The organism is uncultured Pseudokineococcus sp. (assembly GCF_947499845.1).
Taxonomy (GTDB): domain Bacteria; phylum Actinomycetota; class Actinomycetes; order Actinomycetales; family Quadrisphaeraceae; genus Pseudokineococcus.
This window is the reverse complement of the sequence record NZ_CANMPM010000001.1, coordinates 46,702-62,865: the sequence shown is the minus strand read 5'-3', so window position 1 is coordinate 62,865 and position 16,164 is coordinate 46,702. Positions and strand designations below refer to the sequence as shown.

General features: G+C 77.3%; 14 protein-coding genes. 8 read left to right on the top strand and 6 right to left on the bottom strand.

The features are described from left to right. Positions 1-35 precede the first annotated feature (35 nt). The 4 genes from Q0789_RS00285 to Q0789_RS00270 all read right to left on the bottom strand — a co-directional run bounded on the left by Q0789_RS00285 (position 36) and on the right by Q0789_RS00270 (position 4,656). Positions 36-956, bottom strand: a complete 921-nt coding sequence (locus Q0789_RS00285) for an NADP-dependent oxidoreductase (protein ID WP_298801204.1) — start codon at positions 954-956, stop codon at positions 36-38. Between the two features lie 112 nt (positions 957-1,068). After that, entirely contained in the window at positions 1,069-1,866 is a 798-nt protein-coding gene (locus Q0789_RS00280; protein ID WP_298801203.1) for a thioredoxin domain-containing protein, read from the bottom strand. A gap of 110 nt (positions 1,867-1,976) precedes the next feature. Further along, positions 1,977-2,321 carry a hypothetical protein gene (locus tag Q0789_RS00275; RefSeq protein ID WP_298801202.1) on the bottom strand — a complete coding sequence of 115 codons (345 nt, stop codon included), beginning with the start codon at positions 2,319-2,321 and terminating at the stop codon, positions 1,977-1,979. A 127-nt stretch (positions 2,322-2,448) separates the two neighbouring features. Beyond that, positions 2,449-4,656: a serine/threonine-protein kinase gene (locus Q0789_RS00270; protein WP_298801201.1), complete on the bottom strand. Its 2,208-nt coding sequence runs from the start codon at positions 4,654-4,656 to the stop codon at positions 2,449-2,451. A gap of 348 nt (positions 4,657-5,004) precedes the next feature. On the opposite strand from Q0789_RS00270, the gene Q0789_RS00265 reads away from it, so the two are divergent. The 5 genes from Q0789_RS00265 (at position 5,005) to Q0789_RS00245 (ending at position 11,092) form a co-directional block, all read left to right on the top strand. Then, positions 5,005-6,504, top strand: coding sequence for a trehalose-6-phosphate synthase (locus Q0789_RS00265; protein WP_366917584.1), 1,500 nt, complete (start codon positions 5,005-5,007; stop codon positions 6,502-6,504). Next, the gene (gene otsB / locus Q0789_RS00260) at positions 6,501-7,304 is read left to right on the top strand and encodes a trehalose-phosphatase (RefSeq protein ID WP_298801199.1); all 804 of its coding nucleotides are present in this window, start codon (positions 6,501-6,503) and stop codon (positions 7,302-7,304) included. Before Q0789_RS00265 ends, otsB begins: the two co-directional genes overlap by 4 nt. 150 nt (positions 7,305-7,454) lie before the next feature. After that, complete coding sequence (locus Q0789_RS00255; protein WP_298801198.1) at positions 7,455-8,294, top strand: SDR family oxidoreductase; 840 nt, start codon at positions 7,455-7,457, stop codon at positions 8,292-8,294. A gap of 319 nt (positions 8,295-8,613) precedes the next feature. After that, positions 8,614-9,687, top strand: coding sequence for an ABC transporter ATP-binding protein (ugpC, locus tag Q0789_RS00250; protein WP_298801197.1), 1,074 nt, complete (start codon positions 8,614-8,616; stop codon positions 9,685-9,687). Between the two features lie 160 nt (positions 9,688-9,847). Further along, entirely contained in the window at positions 9,848-11,092 is a 1,245-nt protein-coding gene (locus tag Q0789_RS00245; RefSeq protein ID WP_171202693.1) for a DUF4032 domain-containing protein, read from the top strand. 70 nt (positions 11,093-11,162) lie between these two features. Here Q0789_RS00245 and rlmB read toward each other — a convergent pair whose 3' ends face one another. Both rlmB and cysS read right to left on the bottom strand, forming a co-directional pair. Continuing rightward, positions 11,163-12,131 (bottom strand): 23S rRNA (guanosine(2251)-2'-O)-methyltransferase RlmB, encoded by a 969-nt coding sequence (gene rlmB / locus Q0789_RS00240; RefSeq protein WP_298801196.1) that lies wholly within the window; start codon positions 12,129-12,131, stop codon positions 11,163-11,165. 122 nt (positions 12,132-12,253) lie between these two features. After that, positions 12,254-13,678, bottom strand: coding sequence for a cysteine--tRNA ligase (cysS, locus tag Q0789_RS00235; protein ID WP_298801195.1), 1,425 nt, complete (start codon positions 13,676-13,678; stop codon positions 12,254-12,256). A 206-nt stretch (positions 13,679-13,884) separates the two neighbouring features. Here cysS and Q0789_RS00230 point away from each other — a divergent pair, with 206 nt between their 5' ends. The 3 genes from Q0789_RS00230 to Q0789_RS00220 all read left to right on the top strand — a co-directional run bounded on the left by Q0789_RS00230 (position 13,885) and on the right by Q0789_RS00220 (position 16,057). After that, complete coding sequence (locus Q0789_RS00230) at positions 13,885-14,970, top strand: S-(hydroxymethyl)mycothiol dehydrogenase (protein WP_363326037.1); 1,086 nt, start codon at positions 13,885-13,887, stop codon at positions 14,968-14,970. Next, positions 14,970-15,617, top strand: coding sequence for an MBL fold metallo-hydrolase (locus tag Q0789_RS00225; protein WP_298801193.1), 648 nt, complete (start codon positions 14,970-14,972; stop codon positions 15,615-15,617). Before Q0789_RS00230 ends, Q0789_RS00225 begins: the two co-directional genes overlap by 1 nt. Before the next feature lie 170 nt (positions 15,618-15,787). Further along, positions 15,788-16,057, top strand: coding sequence for a hypothetical protein (locus Q0789_RS00220; protein WP_298801192.1), 270 nt, complete (start codon positions 15,788-15,790; stop codon positions 16,055-16,057). Positions 16,058-16,164: the final 107 nt, after the last annotated feature.

Genomic DNA, 16,164 nt, shown 5'->3' with positions numbered 1-16,164 from the left:
CCGCGCCCGTCGGCGCACCAGGTGGTCGACCGCTGTCAGCGGGGAGTGACCAGGAGCTTGCCGCGCACGTGGCCGCCGGCGCTCTCCTCGTAGGCGGCGACGGCGTCCTCCAGCGGGTAGGTGCGGGCCACCGGCACGAGCACGACGCCCTGCGCCGCGAGGTCGACGACCTCGCGGAGCCGGCGCGCGCGCTGGTCGTCGCCCGTGCTGACGACGACGCCGAGGTCGCCGGCGGAGAAGTCGGCGATGGTGACGACGCGCCCCGGGTCGCCCACCAGCTCGACGAGGTCGCGGGCCGACCCCTTGCCGGCGGCGTCGAGCGCGGCGTCGACGCCCTCGGGCGCGAGGGCCCGCACGCGCTCGACGAGGCCCTCGCCGTACGTGGTGGGGACGGCCCCGAGCTGCCGCAGGAAGTCCTGGTTGGCCTCCGACGCCGTCGCGACGACGGTCAGCCCGCGGGACAGGGCGATCTGCGTGGTGGCGATGCCGACGGCGCCGGACCCGCCGTCGACGAGCAGGGTCTGGCCCTCGCCGACGTCGAGCAGCTCGAGCACGCGCAGCGCCGTCTCCCCCGGCACCGGCAGCGTGGCGGCCTGCTCCGTCGCCACGGCCTCGGGCAGCCGGGCGAAGTCCTCGAGGACGGCGTGCTCGGCCAGCGCGCCGGACGCGGCCCAGCCGACGACGCGGTCGCCCACCGCGACGTCGCCGACGCCGTCGCCGACCTCGTCGACGACGCCCGCCACGTCCATGCCGGGCGTCCTCGCGCCTCCCGGCACGGGGTCGCCCGGGGAGGCGCCCGCCATGGCGCCGCGGACGGCCTTCCAGTCGACCGGGTTGACGCCCGCCGCGCCGACGACGACGCGGACGGCGCCCGGCCCGGCGTGGGGCTCGTCGACGTCGACGACCTCGAGGGCGTCGGCCGGGTCTCCGAAGGTGCGGTGCTGGACGGCGCGCATGGGGTCCTCCCGTGGTGCAGCGGCTCGGACGGTCGTCGTGGCGAACGAGCGGGGGCCGGGGCGTATGCCCCGACCCCCGCTCCCCGGTCGCCGCGCGAGCGGCCCGCTCGCGTCAGGAGGTGGCGGTCCCCGCGGTAGCGCCGTCGGTGGCGCCGCCGGTGGCGCCCCCGCCGGCCAGGGCCTGCTCCACGGCCGCCTGGAACTGGTCGGGGTTCGGGAGCACCTGGTCGTCGACGAGGACCGTCGGGGTCCCCTGCACGCGCTCGTCGCGGTCGTCGGTCACCTGGCTCACCCAGTCCGTGTAGCGACCGCTCGTGATGCAGGCGTCGACGTCGTCCGGCACCCCGGCGTCCGACGCGACGGCCGCGATCTGCCGGTCCGTCAGCCCGCCGGCGCCCTCCTGGGGCTGGTTCTCGTAGAGGGCGTCGTTGAAGGCGCCGAACTGCTCGGGCGCCTCCTCGGCCACGCACACCGCTGCGCTGGCCGCGCGGGCCGAGTAGTCGCCGAGGCGGCGCAGCAGGTCGAGGGGGTAGTAGGTCACGGAGATGTCGCCGGCCTCGCGCGCCTGCTCGATGAAGTCGCTGTTCGCGGCCTCGAACTGGGCGCAGAACGGGCACTGGTAGTCCTGGTAGATGCTCACCGAGACGGGCGCGTCCGCGTCGCCCGTGGTGTAGCCGCCGGACTCCGAGAAGGAGGCCGGGACGGCCTGGGGGGCGTCGTCCTCCCCGCCCGAGGCGATGGCGACGACGACGACGGCCACGACGGCCGCCGCGACGAGCCCCGCGATGGTTACCAGCGCCGCGCGGCGCCGCTTCTCCGCGCGCTCCCGCTGCTCGCGCATGGCGCGGGACCGGGCGCGCGCGTCGCTCTGGCGCTCCGCCTTCGTCGGCTTGCGGGGATCGGGGCTCATGCGGTGCCTCCTGCGGGCGGTGCTGCGGTCGGTCGGTGGCGTCGGGCGGTCGGTCGCACGGACCGGTCGGGGCGGGCCGGCGGGGCCTCCCCCCGGTGAGGACGGTCGGGCTAGAGCCGACGTTCCTCGGACCGGCGCCGCAGGACGGCGCTCACGGCCGCCGCCGCGACGAGGAGCAGCACCACGGCGACGGTCCCGAGCAGCGGCACGACGATCCCCGTGCCCGTCTCGTCGCGGACGACGCGCTGCACCGACGGGTCCGACGCGGTGCCGGACGGCGCGGTGGCGGACGGGGCGGTGGCGGACGGCGCGGCCGCCGGGAGCGACGAGGAGGACGCGGCGGTCACGGCAGAGGGCGCGGCGCTCGCGGGGGCGGCGGCCGCGGCCGTGGGCCCGGCGAGCAGCGCGGCCACGACGAGGAGCCGCGCGCGGCGCGCGGACGGGCGGAGGAGCACGGGGCGAGGCTACGTCGCCGCCCGCGACGGCCACCCCGGGCCCGTCGTCGCCGGGGACGCCACCCGCGGAGCGGGCACCCGAGGACGGCGAGCGGGCGAGGCCCCGCGTCGTCAGAAGCTGGCGTCGTCAGAAGCCGGGGGGCGGCGAGGGCAGCGGCCCCCAGTCGGGCGCCGCCCCGCCGACGGCGAGCCAGGCGCCCGCCACGACGACGAGCAGGCCGAGGACGACGAGCACGGCGCCGCCCGCACCCGTCGGCGCGGCCCGGCTCACGAGGCCGGCGCCCCGCCGCAGGCGCCCGCCGCCGGGCCCCCACCAGGCGGTGACGACACCCGCCGTCGCCCCGGCGGCCAGGGTCACCGGGTCGCCCGGGACCACGGCGGCCCCCTCGAGGAGCACCCCGGCGAGGAAGACGACGGCGGCGGCCACGGCGAGGGGGAGCACCAGCTGCGCCGCCGCGGGCACCAGCGCGCCGAGCAGCGGCAGGGGCGAGCGCAGGACCGCCAGCGGGACGTCGCCGCGCCGGGGCCCGACGAGCTCGCGCCGCCGGGACACCCAGCGCTGGCTGCGCTCGACCACCCTCGCCACGACGACGACGACAGCGGCGACGAGGACGCCCACGGCCGGCAGGAGCGCCGTGACGGCGACGAGCGCCGCGGCCCAGGCGGCCCGCAGGCCCGGTCGGTCAGGGAGCCGGACCGGCGGCTCGCCCAGCGGCGGCAGGGAGGCGGGGGCGCCCGCCCCGTCGTAGCCCCGGTCGTGCCCCCGGTCGTACGACCGGTCGTGCCCCCAGTCGTACGACCGCTCGTACCCGTGGTCGTGCGCCCTCCCGTGCCCGGCACCCGGGCCGCGGTCGGGCGGCCACGCCGCGGGCGACGCCCACGGGTCGTCAGCCGGTGCCCGCACCGCCGGGGGCCGGTCCGCCCCGGTCCAGGGCGCCTCGCCCCAGGCCTCACGGGTCCGGGCCGCCTCGTAGCGGGCCGGCTCGTCGGGGGCCGACCGGTAGGGGGCCGCCCCGGTCCGGCCCGCTCCCACGGGACCCGGGCCCCAGGGGTCGGGACGCCCCACCGGGGCCGGCTCCGCGGTGCTCGAGCGGGGCAGCGCGCTCGTCGCGCGCGCGCTCATCGCCGCGGTGCGGTCGTCCGCCTCCCCGCTCCCCCGCGGCGTGCCGGCGGAGCCCGGACCCGCGGCCGGGAGGGCCGTCGTGCTGACGTCGTCCTGCGCGACGAGCTCCTCGTCGTCCTCGTCCCAGGGCCCCTCCTCCTCGCCGACGGGCGGCGGGGCGGGCACGGCCGTCGTGGCCGCCGAGCGGGGGTCGACGCCGCGGGCGCCGCCCGCGGGCGCTGCCTCGTCGGGGTCGTCGTCGGGGTCGGCCCCCGACGCGGCACCGGCGCCCGGGTCGGCCGCGGCGAGGGGCGCGCCACCGGCCAGGCCCACGAGGGCCGAGGTGGCCGCCGCGTCCCCCGCCGAGGGCCCCGCCCCGCCGGGGTCCCCGCGGCGGGCGGCCTCCGCCAGCTCCTCCACGGCGCGGCGCAGCCAGCCCTCGCGCGGCCGCTCCTCCACGCGCGGGGAGAGCGCGGCGGCCAGCGCGGGCACGAGCGGCTCGGGGACGCCGTCGAGGTCCGCGGCGCCCCGCCGCACCCGGTCGAGGACGACGGGCCAAGGGCCGCGCCCGAACGGCGGGCGCCCCGTCGCGGCGAAGGCCGTCGTCGCCGCCCACCCCCACCAGTCCGCGGCGGGGCCGGCCTCGGCGCCGTCCGCCAGCTCGGGGGCGAGGTAGCCCGGCGTGCCCATGACGAGGTCCACGCTGGTCAGCCGCACGTCGTCGGCGACCTTGGCGATGCCGAAGTCGATGACGACCGGGTCCCCGTCGAGCATGAGGACGTTGGCGGGCTTGAGGTCGCGGTGGACGACGCCCGCGTCGTGCACGGCGGCGAGCGCCTGCCCGAGGCCGTCGGCGAGGCGGGCCAGGGCGGCCGGGGCGAGCGGCCCCTCCTCCTGCACGTGCTGCTCGAGGCTGCGCCCGGGGACGAACTGGGTGACGACGTACGGCTGCGGCCCGTCGGGGTCGGCGTCGAGGACCTCCGCGACGAGACGGTGGCGCACCCGGCGCAGGACGGCGACCTCGCGCCGCAGCCGCTCGCGGGCCGACGGGTCGCCGGCGACGTGCGGCCGCAGCACCTTGAGGGCCACGGCCCGGTCGGCGGGGTCCAGGGCCAGGTGGACGACGCCCATGCCGCCCTCGCCGACCTGGTGCACCAGGCGGTAGGGCCCCAGGCGCCGCCCGACCGGGGGTCCTCCTGCGCCGGGGCGCGCCCCCGGACCCCGCTGCTCCACGCGCCCTCCCGCTCCGTCCGCGACCGGTGGTCGCCACGCCCTCGCCGTCCGCCACGGTACGGCGTCCCGGCCGAGCCCCGGGCCGCCGCCGGACGCCGCCGAGGGGCTCGCCGCGGCGTGCGGCCCCGCCGTGGTCGCCACTACGTTCGGGTCGCAGGGGGCCGGCCGCGCCGCGCCCCGCCCCGGCGCCCTCTGCGCCGACCGACCCCGAGGAGGCGCCCGGTGCCCGGCACGCACACGGACGAGCACGAGCCCGCGACCGCCGGCGCCGGCCTGCCGCAGGGCCTGCCCGAGGAGACGCCCGCGCCCGCCGCGCAGGACCTGCCCACCCCGGCGGAGCGGACGCGGGTGCCGGCGGAGGGCGAGGGGTACGACGTCGTCGTCGTCGCCAACCGCTTGGCCGTGGACCGGGACGGCACCGACAAGGACGGGCAGCCGCGCTGGAAGCGCTCGCCCGGCGGCCTCGTGACGGCGCTCGAGCCCGTCATGCAGTCCCAGGAGGGCGCCTGGGTCGGCTGGCCCGGCAGCCCGGGCGACGCCGAGGACGCCGTCAGCGAGCCCTTCGACTGGGGCGGCATGCACCTCGTGCCGGTCTCGCTCTCCGCGGAGGAGGTGCAGGGCTTCTACGAGGGCTTCTCCAACGGCACCCTCTGGCCGCTGTACCACGACGTCATCGTGGCCCCCGAGTACCACCGGCAGTGGTGGGAGGACTACGTCGCCGTCAACGAGCGCTTCGCGGCAGCGGCCGCCGAGGTGGCGGCCGAGGGCGCCGTCGTGTGGGTGCAGGACTACCAGCTGCAGCTCGTGCCGGCGATGCTCCGGGCGGCGCGTCCGGACCTGTCCATCGGCTTCTTCAACCACATCCCCTTCCCGCCCTACGAGATCTTCGCCCAGCTGCCCTGGCGCCGGCAGGTCCTCGAGGGCCTCCTCGGCGCCGACCTGCTCGGCTTCCAGCGGCCCGGCGACGCGCAGAACTTCCTCCGCGCCTGCCGCCGGTCGCTGCAGCTCGTCCCGCGCCAGCAGGCCGTCGAGGTGCCGGCCGCGGACGGGGGGCGGCGCAAGGTGACCGCGCGCGCCTTCCCGATCTCCATCGACGCCGCGGCCATGGACGAGCTCGCGCGCTCCCCCGAGGTCCGCGAGCGGGCCCGCCAGATCCGCGCCGACCTCGGCGACCCCGACACGGTCGTCCTGGGCGTCGACCGCCTCGACTACACCAAGGGCATCGGCCACCGCATCAAGGCCTTCGCCGAGCTCCTCGACGACGGGCTGCTGCGCGCCGACGAGACGATCCTCGTCCAGGTGGCGACGCCCAGCCGCGAGCGCGTCGAGCAGTACCGGCTCCTGCGCGAGGACATCGAGCTGCAGGTCGGCCGGGTGAACGGCGCCCACGGCACCCTCGGCCACCAGGTCGTGCAGTACCTGCACCACAGCTACGGGCGCGAGGAGATGGCGGCGCTGTTCCAGGTCGCCGACGTCATGCTCGTCACGAGCCTGCGCGACGGCATGAACCTCGTCGCCAAGGAGTACGTCGCCGCCCGCCACGACGAGCGGGGCGCCCTCGTGCTCTCGGAGTTCACCGGGGCCGCCGACGAGCTCGGCCAGGCCCTGCACGTCAACCCCCACGACATCGACGGCCTGAAGTCGGCGGTCGTGCAGGCCGTCGTCATGGGCCCGCGCGAGCAGCGCCGGCGGATGCGGTCCCTGCGGCGGCGCGTCTTCGAGCACGACGTCCAGCGGTGGGCGCGCGACTTCCTCGCGGCGCTGCGCCCGGACGTCGGGGCGGACGTCGGCGCCGAGGCGGTCGAGGGCGGCACGAGCGGCTCCGGCGAGCACGGGAGCCGGTCGTGACCGCCCACGACGGCGCGGCCGGGCGCCTCGACGACGGGCTCCAGGAGGCTCTCGCCGCCCTCGCGGCCTCGCCGCGGCCGCTCGTGGCGCTCGACTTCGACGGCGTCCTCGCGCCGCTCGTCGACGACCGCGACGCCGCCCGGCCGCTGGAGCGCTCCTCCGCCGCCCTGGCGGCGCTCGCCGCCCTGGAGGGCGAGCGCGCCGTCGCCCTCGCCCTCGTCTCCGGCCGCCCTCTCGCCTCCCTCGTGCCGCTGGCCGCCCCGCCCGCCGCGGCGGCGCTCGTCGGCAGCCACGGCGCGGAGGTGCGCATGCCCGGCGACGAGGAGCCGAGCGCCCCCCTCGACGCGTGGCAGGAGGCCCTCCTCGGCGACGTCGTGGCGCGGGCCATCGACGTGGTGGCCGACCACCCCGGCACCGACCTCGAGGTCAAGCCCGCGGGCGCCGTGCTGCACACCCGGACCGCGGACGTCGCCACCGCCTCGGCCGCCCAGCAGGCCCTCGTCGACGGCCCGGGGCGCCTCCCCGGCGTCACGGTTCTCCGCGGCAAGGACGTCGTCGAGCTCGCCGTCCTCGACGTCGACAAGGGCCGCTCGCTGGCGGCGCTGCGCGAGGACCTCGGCGCCACGGCCGTGCTCTACGCGGGCGACGACGTCACCGACGAGCACGCCTTCGCGGTGCTGCTCGACGGCGACGTGGGCGTCAAGGTCGGCGACGGCGGCACGGCGGCGCGCCACCGCGTCGGCGGGCCCGAGGACGTCGCCCTGCTCCTCGAGCGGGTCCTGGCGCTGCGCTCGGCCTGATCCGCGTCCTCGCGCCGGCGGCGCTCGCCCGCCGGTCGAGCGCGCCGACGACGCGGGCGGGCCCGGCGTGCGCGCGGACGGCCCGCCCCCGAGGGTGGAGGGCCGGTCGAGCCCGCGGCCGCCGCCCCCGCCCGTCCGCAGGAGGACACCGTGAGCCAGCCCCCCCAGCAGCAGACGCCCCCGGGGTCGACGGCCGCCCTCGACCCGCAGCCCGACCACGGCGAGCAGAGCTACCGCGGCTCCGGGCGCCTCGAGGGGAAGGTCGCGCTCGTCACGGGCGCCGACAGCGGCATCGGCCGCGCCGTCGCCCTCGCGTACGCCCGGGAGGGCGCCGACGTCGCCGTCTCCTACCTCGACGAGCACGACGACGCCCGCGAGACCGCCCGCTGGGTCGAGGAGGCCGGCCGCCGGGTGCTCCTGCTGCCCGGCGACCTGGCGGACCCGCAGCACTGCCGCGACCTCGTGGCCCGGACCGTCGCAGAGCTCGGGCGCCTCGACGTCCTCGTCAGCAACGCGGCCTTCCAGATGTCGCGCGAGAGCGTCGAGGACGTCCCCGACGAGGAGTGGGACCACACCCTCGCGGTCAACCTCAGCGCCCTCTTCCACCTCACCAAGGCGGCGGTGCCGCACCTGGGCCCCGGCGCCTCGATCATCACCAGCTCGTCGGTCAACTCCGACCAGCCGCCGCCCTCGCTGCTCGCCTACTCGGCGACCAAGGCGGCGATCGCCAACATGTCGGCCGGCCTCGCGCAGTCCCTGGGCGCGCGGGGCGTCCGCGTCAACAGCGTCGCGCCCGGGCCGGTGTGGACGCCGCTCATCCCCTCGACGATGCCGGTCGAGGCCGTCGAGTCCTTCGGCGGGCAGACGCCGCTCGGCCGCCCCGGCCAGCCCGCCGAGCTGGCCCCCGTCTACGTCATGCTCGCGAGCGACGAGGCGAGCTACGTCTCGGGCGCGCGCATCGCCGTCACCGGGGGCACGCCGGTCCTGTAGCCCGCGCCCCGCACCGCGGCGCTCCCCGCCCCCGCACGGGTCCCGACCCGCCCGCGGCGGCCCCGGGGGCGCCGCGGTGGTGCATGATGTGCCCGCACGGCGACGTCGCCGTCCCCCAGGGGCACGGCACGACGCTGCGCCCGCCCGGTGAGCGGCCTCGAGGCAGAGGCCGCGCCCCGGTCGGCCGCGGTCGCGCGCTCGGAGCAGAGCCGCACGCCCGCACCGCAGTCGCACGCCCGGCACCGAGGGCTCCCCCCTCGACCGCCGCCACCCCTACGACGGATCGTCCGGCACGTACCTGCCGGTGGGAGGACACACCATGGCAACGGTCACCTACGACAAGGCCTCGCGCATCTACCCGGGCGGCGACAAGCCGGCCGTCGACGCGCTGGACCTGCACATCGAGGACGGCGAGTTCCTCGTCCTCGTCGGCCCCTCGGGCTGCGGCAAGTCCACCTCGCTGCGCATGCTCGCCGGCCTGGAGGACATCAACGCGGGCCGCATCATGATCGGCGACCGCGACGTCACCGACGTCCAGCCGAAGGACCGGGACATCGCGATGGTGTTCCAGAACTACGCGCTGTACCCGCACATGACGGTCGCCGACAACATGGGCTTCGCCCTGAAGATCGCCGGCGTCAACAAGGGCGAGATCCGCACCCGCGTCGAGGAGGCCGCCAAGATCCTCGACCTCACCCAGTACCTCGACCGCAAGCCGAAGGCCCTCTCCGGCGGCCAGCGCCAGCGCGTCGCCATGGGCCGCGCGATCGTGCGCCAGCCGCAGGTCTTCCTCATGGACGAGCCGCTGTCGAACCTCGACGCCAAGCTCCGCGTCCAGACCCGCACGCAGATCGCGCAGCTGCAGCGCCGCCTCGGCGTCACCACGGTCTACGTCACGCACGACCAGGTCGAGGCCATGACGATGGGTGACCGCGTCGCCGTCCTCAAGGACGGCCTGCTCCAGCAGGTCGCCACGCCGCGCGAGATGTACGACCGCCCGAAGAACGTCTTCGTCGCGGGCTTCATCGGCTCCCCGGCCATGAACCTCGTCGAGGTGCCCGTCACCGACGGCGGCGTCGCCTTCGGCGACTACACCTACCCCGTGCCCCGCGAGCTCCTCGCCGGGGCCGGCAGCCGGGTCGTCGTGGGCGTCCGCCCCGAGGACCTCGACATCTCCGAGCACGGCCTGCAGGTCGAGGTCGACGTCGTCGAGGAGCTCGGCGCCGACGCCTACATCTACGGCCGCGCGCGCCTCGACGGCACCGAGGGCGAGATCATCGCCCGCGTCGACGGCCGCCGTCCCCCGGAGAAGGGCTCCACGATCCACCTGGCGCCCAAGTCCGACCACGTGCACCTCTTCTCGGCCACGGACGGCCACCGCCTCGAGGCCTGAGCCCCGCGGCGCAGACGCGCGAGCACGCGCAGGAGGGCCGGTCCGCTCGTCGGGCCGGCCCTCCGGCGCGTCCGGCCCGCGCCCCGTCGGGCGGGCCCCCCGGGCGCGCACGCGCCCGGCGCCACCTCGTCCCGACCCCGGCAGTGGGAGGATCACCAGCATGGCCGGTCTGCAGATCACCGCGGCGGCGCCCGACCCGGCGTTGCTCGACCTCCCGTGGGAGCTCCCGCTCGAGGAGTGGCCGGCCAGCCGCATCGCGGCCCTCCCCCGGGGCATCTCGCGCCACATCGTGCGCTTCGTGCGGATGTCCGACCAGGTCATCGCCATCAAGGAGATCGCCGAGGGCACCGCCCGGCGCGAGTACCAGATGCTGCGGATGCTCGGCCGCCTCGACGTGCCGTCGGTGCACCCGGTGGCCGTCATCTCCGGCCGCGAGGGCCGCGACGGCGAGCCGCTGGAGGCCGCGCTCGTCACGAGCCACCTGCAGTTCTCCCTGCCCTACCGCGCGCTGTTCAGCCAGGTGCTGCGGCCCGACACCGCGACGCGCGCCATCGACGCCCTCGCCGTGCTGCTCGTGCGGCTGCACCTCACGGGCTTCTACTGGGGCGACGTCTCCCTCTCCAACACGCTGTTCCGGCGCGACGCGGGCGCCTTCGCGGCCTACCTCGTCGACGCCGAGACGGGCGAGCTGCACCAGGAGCTCTCGACCGGTCAGCGCGAGTACGACCTCGAGGTCGCGCGGGTCAACATCGCCGGCGAGCTCATGGACCTGCAGGCCGGCGAGCTCCTCGAGATCGACGTCGACCCGCTGTCGATCAGCGAGCACATCATGAGCCGCTACCGCTCCCTGTGGGCCGAGCTCACCGAGACGGAGTCCTTCGAGGCCGGCGACCGCTGGCGCGTGGCGGCGCGCATCGAGCGCCTCAACGACCTGGGCTTCGACGTCGACGAGCTGTCCATCTCGACCGACCTCGACGGCACCCGGGTGAGCATCCAGCCGAAGGTCGTGGACGCCGGCCACCACAGCCGCCGCCTGCTGCGCCTCACGGGCATCGACGCGCAGGAGAACCAGGCCCGACGCCTCCTCAACGACCTCGACCGCTACGGCGCCGAGAGCGACCAGCAGAACGAGGACGAGGAGATCGTCGCCCACGAGTGGGTGAGCCAGGTCTTCGAGCCCGTCGTCCGCGCCGTCCCGCGCGACCTGCGCCGCAAGCTCGAGCCCGCCGAGGTCTTCCACGAGGTGCTCGAGCACCGGTGGTTCATGAGCGAGCAGCAGCGCCGCGACGTCCCGCTGCTCGAGGCCGTGGGCGCCTACGTCGCCGGGGTGCTCGTGCACCGCCGCGACGAGGCGGCGTTCCTCGGGCAGGACACGAGCCCGCTGGACGCCGTCGAGAGCCTGTAGGGCTCGTGGGGCACCGCAGGGGTGGGGCACCGCCCCTGACGGCGTCCCACCCCCGGCCCGGCGGTGCGGCTCAGCCGCGGCGGCGCGCCACCTCGTAGAGCGCGACGCCGGCGGCGACGCCCGCGTTGAGGGACTCCGTCTCCGCGCCCATGGGGATCGAGACGACCTGGTCGCAGGTCTCGCGCACGAGGCGGCCGAGGCCCTTGCCCTCGGACCCGACGACGAGGACGACGGGCCCGGTGGCGAGCTCGAGCTCGGGCAGCACGACGTCGCCCTCCGCGTCGAGGCCGACGACGAAGAGGCCCGCCGCCTTCAGCTGCTCGAGCGCGCGCACGAGGTTGCCGACGCGCGCCACGGGCACGCGGGCGGCCGCGCCGGCCGACGTCTTCCACGCCGAGGCCGTGACCCCGGCCGACCGGCGCTCGGGCAGCAGGACGCCGTGCCCGCCGAAGGCCGCCGTCGAGCGGAGGACGGCGCCGAGGTTGCGGGGGTCGGTGATGCCGTCCAGCGCGACGACGAGCGCGGGCCGGTCGCTGCCCGCGGCGACCTCGAGGAGGTCGTCGACGTCGGCGTACTGGTACGGGGGGACCTGCAGGGCCAGCCCCTGGTGGACGGCCCCGTCGGTGAGCCGGTCGAGGTCGGTCCGCGAGGCCTCGAGCAGCGGCACGCCCCGGTCGGCGGCCGTCTTGATGGCCTCGCGGGTGCGGTCGTCGGACTCCGTGCGCGCCGCCACGTAGAGCGCCGTCGCGGGGATGCCGGCGCGGAGGGCCTCGACGACCGAGTTGCGGCCCGCGACGACCTCGGTCGAGCCCGCGCCGCCGCGGCGGCGCGACTGACCGGCCTGGCGCCCGGCCGAGCCGCCGCGCCCCGCCGCGGCCTGCGCCCGCTTGTGGGCCACGTGGTAGACGCGGTCCTCCGCCTTGGGCGTGGGCCCGCGGCCCTCGAGGGCCTTGCGACCGCGGCCGCCGCTGCCGACGACCGCGCCCTTCTTCGACCCGGCGCGGCGCACGGCGCCGCGCCGCTGGCTGTTGCCGGCCACTGGTGCTCCTGACTGCTCGGGGTGCTGCTCGGGTGACGTGCTGACGAGTGCTGACGGTGACGGTGCGGTGCTGCGGGTCCGGCGCCGCGGGCCCGGCGCCGCGGGCCTCGTCCCCGGGGGCCTCAGGCGTCCTCGGCCCAGGACCAGCGGGCGCCGTCGGGGGTGTCCTCCACGGCGATGCCGAGCCCGGCGAGCCGGTCGCGCACGCCGTCCGCCGTCGCGAAGTCGCGCTGCTCGCGCGCCGCCTGGCGGCGCACGAGCTCCGCGGCGACGAGCTGGTCCAGCGCCTGCTCGGCCCGGCCCGACGCGCCCGCGGCGGCGTCCCACTGCGGGTCGAGGGGGTTGAGCCCGAGGACGTCGAGCATCGCGACGACGCGCTGGGCCGCCGCCTGCGCGGCGGCGCCGTCACCGGCGTCCAGCGCGGTGTTGCCCGCCCGCACGGTCTCGTGGACGACCGCGACGGCCGCCGGGACGTTGAGGTCGTCGTCGAGCGCCGTGCGGAAGGCCGCCGGGAACTCCATGGTGAAGGCCGCGTCGGCCGCCCCCGGCGCCTGCCGGGCGCGGCGGAGGAAGCCCTCGACGCGCTCCAGCGCCCGGCCGGCCTCGACGAGGTGCTCCGGCGAGTACTCGATCATCGAGCGGTAGTGCGCCGTCCCCAGCGCGTACCGCAGCGCGAGCGGGCGCGCGCCCGAGGCGAGCACCGCGTCGACGACGAGGGAGTTGCCGAGCGACTTGCTCATCTTCTCCCCGCCCACGGTGACCCAGCCGTTGTGGAGCCAGGTCGTGGCGAAGGCGTCGCCCGCGGCGCGGGACTGGGCCTGCTCGTTCTCGTGGTGCGGGAAGCGCAGGTCGAGGCCGCCGGCGTGGACGTCGAAGGCCCGGCCCAGGTAGCGCCGGGCCATCGCCGAGCACTCGAGGTGCCAGCCCGGGCGGCCGCGGCCCCAGCGCGAGGGCCAGCTGGCCGCCTCGCCCTCCTTGGCACCCTTCCACAGCGCGAAGTCGCGGGGGTCCCGCTTCCCCCGCGGGTCGGCGTCGGCGGCCGGCTCCATGTCCGCGAGCGACTGGTGCGTCAGCGACCCGTAGTCCGGCCACGAGCGGACGTCGAAGTAGACGTCGCCGCTGCCGTCGGGCGCCGGGTAGGCGTGCCCGGCCGCCACGATCTCGTCGACCATCTCGAGCATCTCGGTGACGTGCCCCGTGGCGCGCGGCTCGTACGTCGGGCGACGGACGCCGAGGGCGTCGTAGGCCCGCGTGAAGGCCTGCTCGTGGCGCGAGGCCCACGCCCACCAGGGCACGCCCGCCGCGGCGGACTTGTCGAGGATCTTGTCGTCGACGTCCGTGACGTTGCGGATGAAGACCACCCGCAGGCCGTGCCCGGCCTCGAGCCAGCGCGCGAGGACGTCGAAGGCGATGCCGGACCGGACGTGGCCGATGTGCGGGGGCGCCTGCACCGTGGCCCCGCAGAGGTAGACGGAGACCTCACCGGGCACCAGGGGGGAGAGCTCGCGCAGCTCCCCGGAGGCGGTGTCGTGCAGGCGCAGGCTCACCCCGCGAGGCTACCGGCGCCACCGCCCCGCTCGGCCCGCCCGCTCGGCCGGCCACTCGGCCCGCGCCACTCGGCCCCGCACCTCTCGCCCGCACCTCTCGCCCGCACCGGGCGCCGCAGCGCCCGGCTGGCTAGGGTCGGCCCCTCGGGGTCGGCGCTGACCGCCGGCCCTGCCGCACGCACGCCGCCGCAGGATCGGAGATCGGAATGCCGCACACCGTCCAGGGGGTGGTCTCCCGCGCGAAGGGGGCCCCCGTCGAGCTCGTGGACGTCGTCGTCCCCGACCCGGGGCCGGGCGACGCCGTCGTCGACGTCCAGGCGTGCGGCGTCTGCCACACCGACCTGCACTACCGCGACGGCGGCATCGGCGACGACTACCCCTACCTCCTCGGCCACGAGGCCGCCGGGCGCGTGTCGGCCGTCGGCGAGGGCGTCGTCGGGCTCGAGGTCGGCGACTACGTCGTCCTCAACTGGCGCGCCGTCTGCGGCGTCTGCCGCGCCTGCGCCGCCGGGAAGCCCTGGTACTGCTTCGACACCCGCAACGCCAGCACGCCGATGACGCTGGCCGACGGCACCCCGCTGTCGCCCGCGCTCGGCATCGGCGCCTTCGCGAGCAAGACGCTCGTCGCGGCCGGGCAGTGCACGAAGGTCGACGAGCGGCTGCCCGCCGAGCAGGCGGGCCTGCTCGGCTGCGGCGTCATGGCCGGCTTCGGCGCGGCCGTCAACACCGGCGGCGTCACCCGCGGGCAGTCCGTGGCCGTCATCGGCTGCGGCGGCGTCGGGGACGCGGCGATCGCCGGTGCCCGCCTCGCCGGGGCGACGACCGTGGTCGCGGTCGACGTCGAGGACCGCAAGCTCGAGTGGGCGAAGGGCTTCGGCGCGACGCACACCGTGAACAGCCGGTCCGAGGACGTCGTCGCCCGCGTGCAGGAGATCTGCGGCGGCGTGGGCGCCGACCTCGTCGTCGACGCCGTGGGCCGCCCGGAGACCTACCGCCAGGCCTTCGAGGCCCGCGACCTCGCCGGCACCGTCGTCCTCGTCGGGGTGCCGAACCCCCAGCACACCGTCGAGCTGCCGATGGGCGACGTCTTCGGCCGCGGCGGCGCGCTGAAGTCGTCCTGGTACGGCGACTGCCTGCCGAGCCGCGACTTCCCGATGCTCGCCGACCTGGCGCTGCAGGGCCGCTTCCCCCTCGCCGACTTCGTCTCCGAGACGGTCGGGATCGGCGACGTCGAGGACGCCTTCGCGAAGATGCAGCGCGGCGACGTCCTGCGCTCGGTCGTGGTGCTCTGATGGCCCCCTCCGGCTCCGGCGGCGTGCGCGTCGAGCACCTCACGACCTCGGGCACCTTCAGCCTCGACGGCGGCACGTGGGACGTCGACAACAACGTGTGGCTGCTCGGGGACGACGAGGAGGTGCTCGTCGTCGACGCCCCGCACGCGCTCGCGCCCATCGCCGAGGCGGTCGGCACGCGCCGCGTCGTGGCCGTCGTCTGCACCCACGCCCACGACGACCACGTCACCGTCGCCCCCGACCTCGGCGAGCGCTTCGCCGCGCCCGTCCTGCTGCACCCCGGCGACATGGGCCTGTGGTCGATGGCGCACCCGACCCGCGCCCCCAGCGGGGCGCTGGCCGACGGCGAGGTCATCACCGTCGCGGGGGTCGACGTCCACGTCCTCCACACCCCGGGCCACTCCCCCGGCTCGGTGTGCTTCCACGTGCCCGAGCTCGGCGTCGTCTTCACCGGCGACACGCTCTTCGCCGGCGGGCCGGGGGCCACGGGCCGCTCCTACAGCGACTTCCCGACGATCATCACCTCGATCCGGGAGCAGCTGCTCGCGCTCCCGCCGGAGACGGAGGTCCGCACGGGCCACGGCGACGGCACGACGATCGGCGACGAGGCGCCCCACCTGCAGGAGTGGGTCGACCGGGGGCACTGATGCCGGTCCTCCCCCGACGCCGCTCGAGCCCGACGGCGCCTCCCGACGGCCGGACCCGGCTGGCGGGCGGGCGCCGGGCGTCGTAGGGATGGGGGGTGCGCCCGGCGCACCGCTCGACCGCAGCACCCAGCACCACCAAGCACCGACGACACCGACTCCTTGGAGGAGCCATGAGCACGAGCTCTGACGACATCGAGGGCCCCGCGGACAGCGGCGCGGGCGAGGGCGTCCCCGGCCAGCACGACGGCGGCGCGGACGGCGGCGCCGAGGGTCCCGCGGACTCCGGCGCGGGCGACGGCACGCCCGGCCAGCACGACGGCGGCGCCGACGGGGGTGCCGACGGCGGCGCCGAGGACGCGGTCGAGGGCCCCGCGGACGCGGGCGCCGGCGAGACCGGGATCCCCGGCCACCACGACGGCGGCGCGGACGGCAGCGCCTGACGTGACGGCCCTGCACGAGGACCGGGTGGCCGGGCGCGAGCCCGGCCACCCGGACCGGCACGACGGTCCCGTCCCCGACGGGGCGACCGGCGAGGACGCACCGCGCC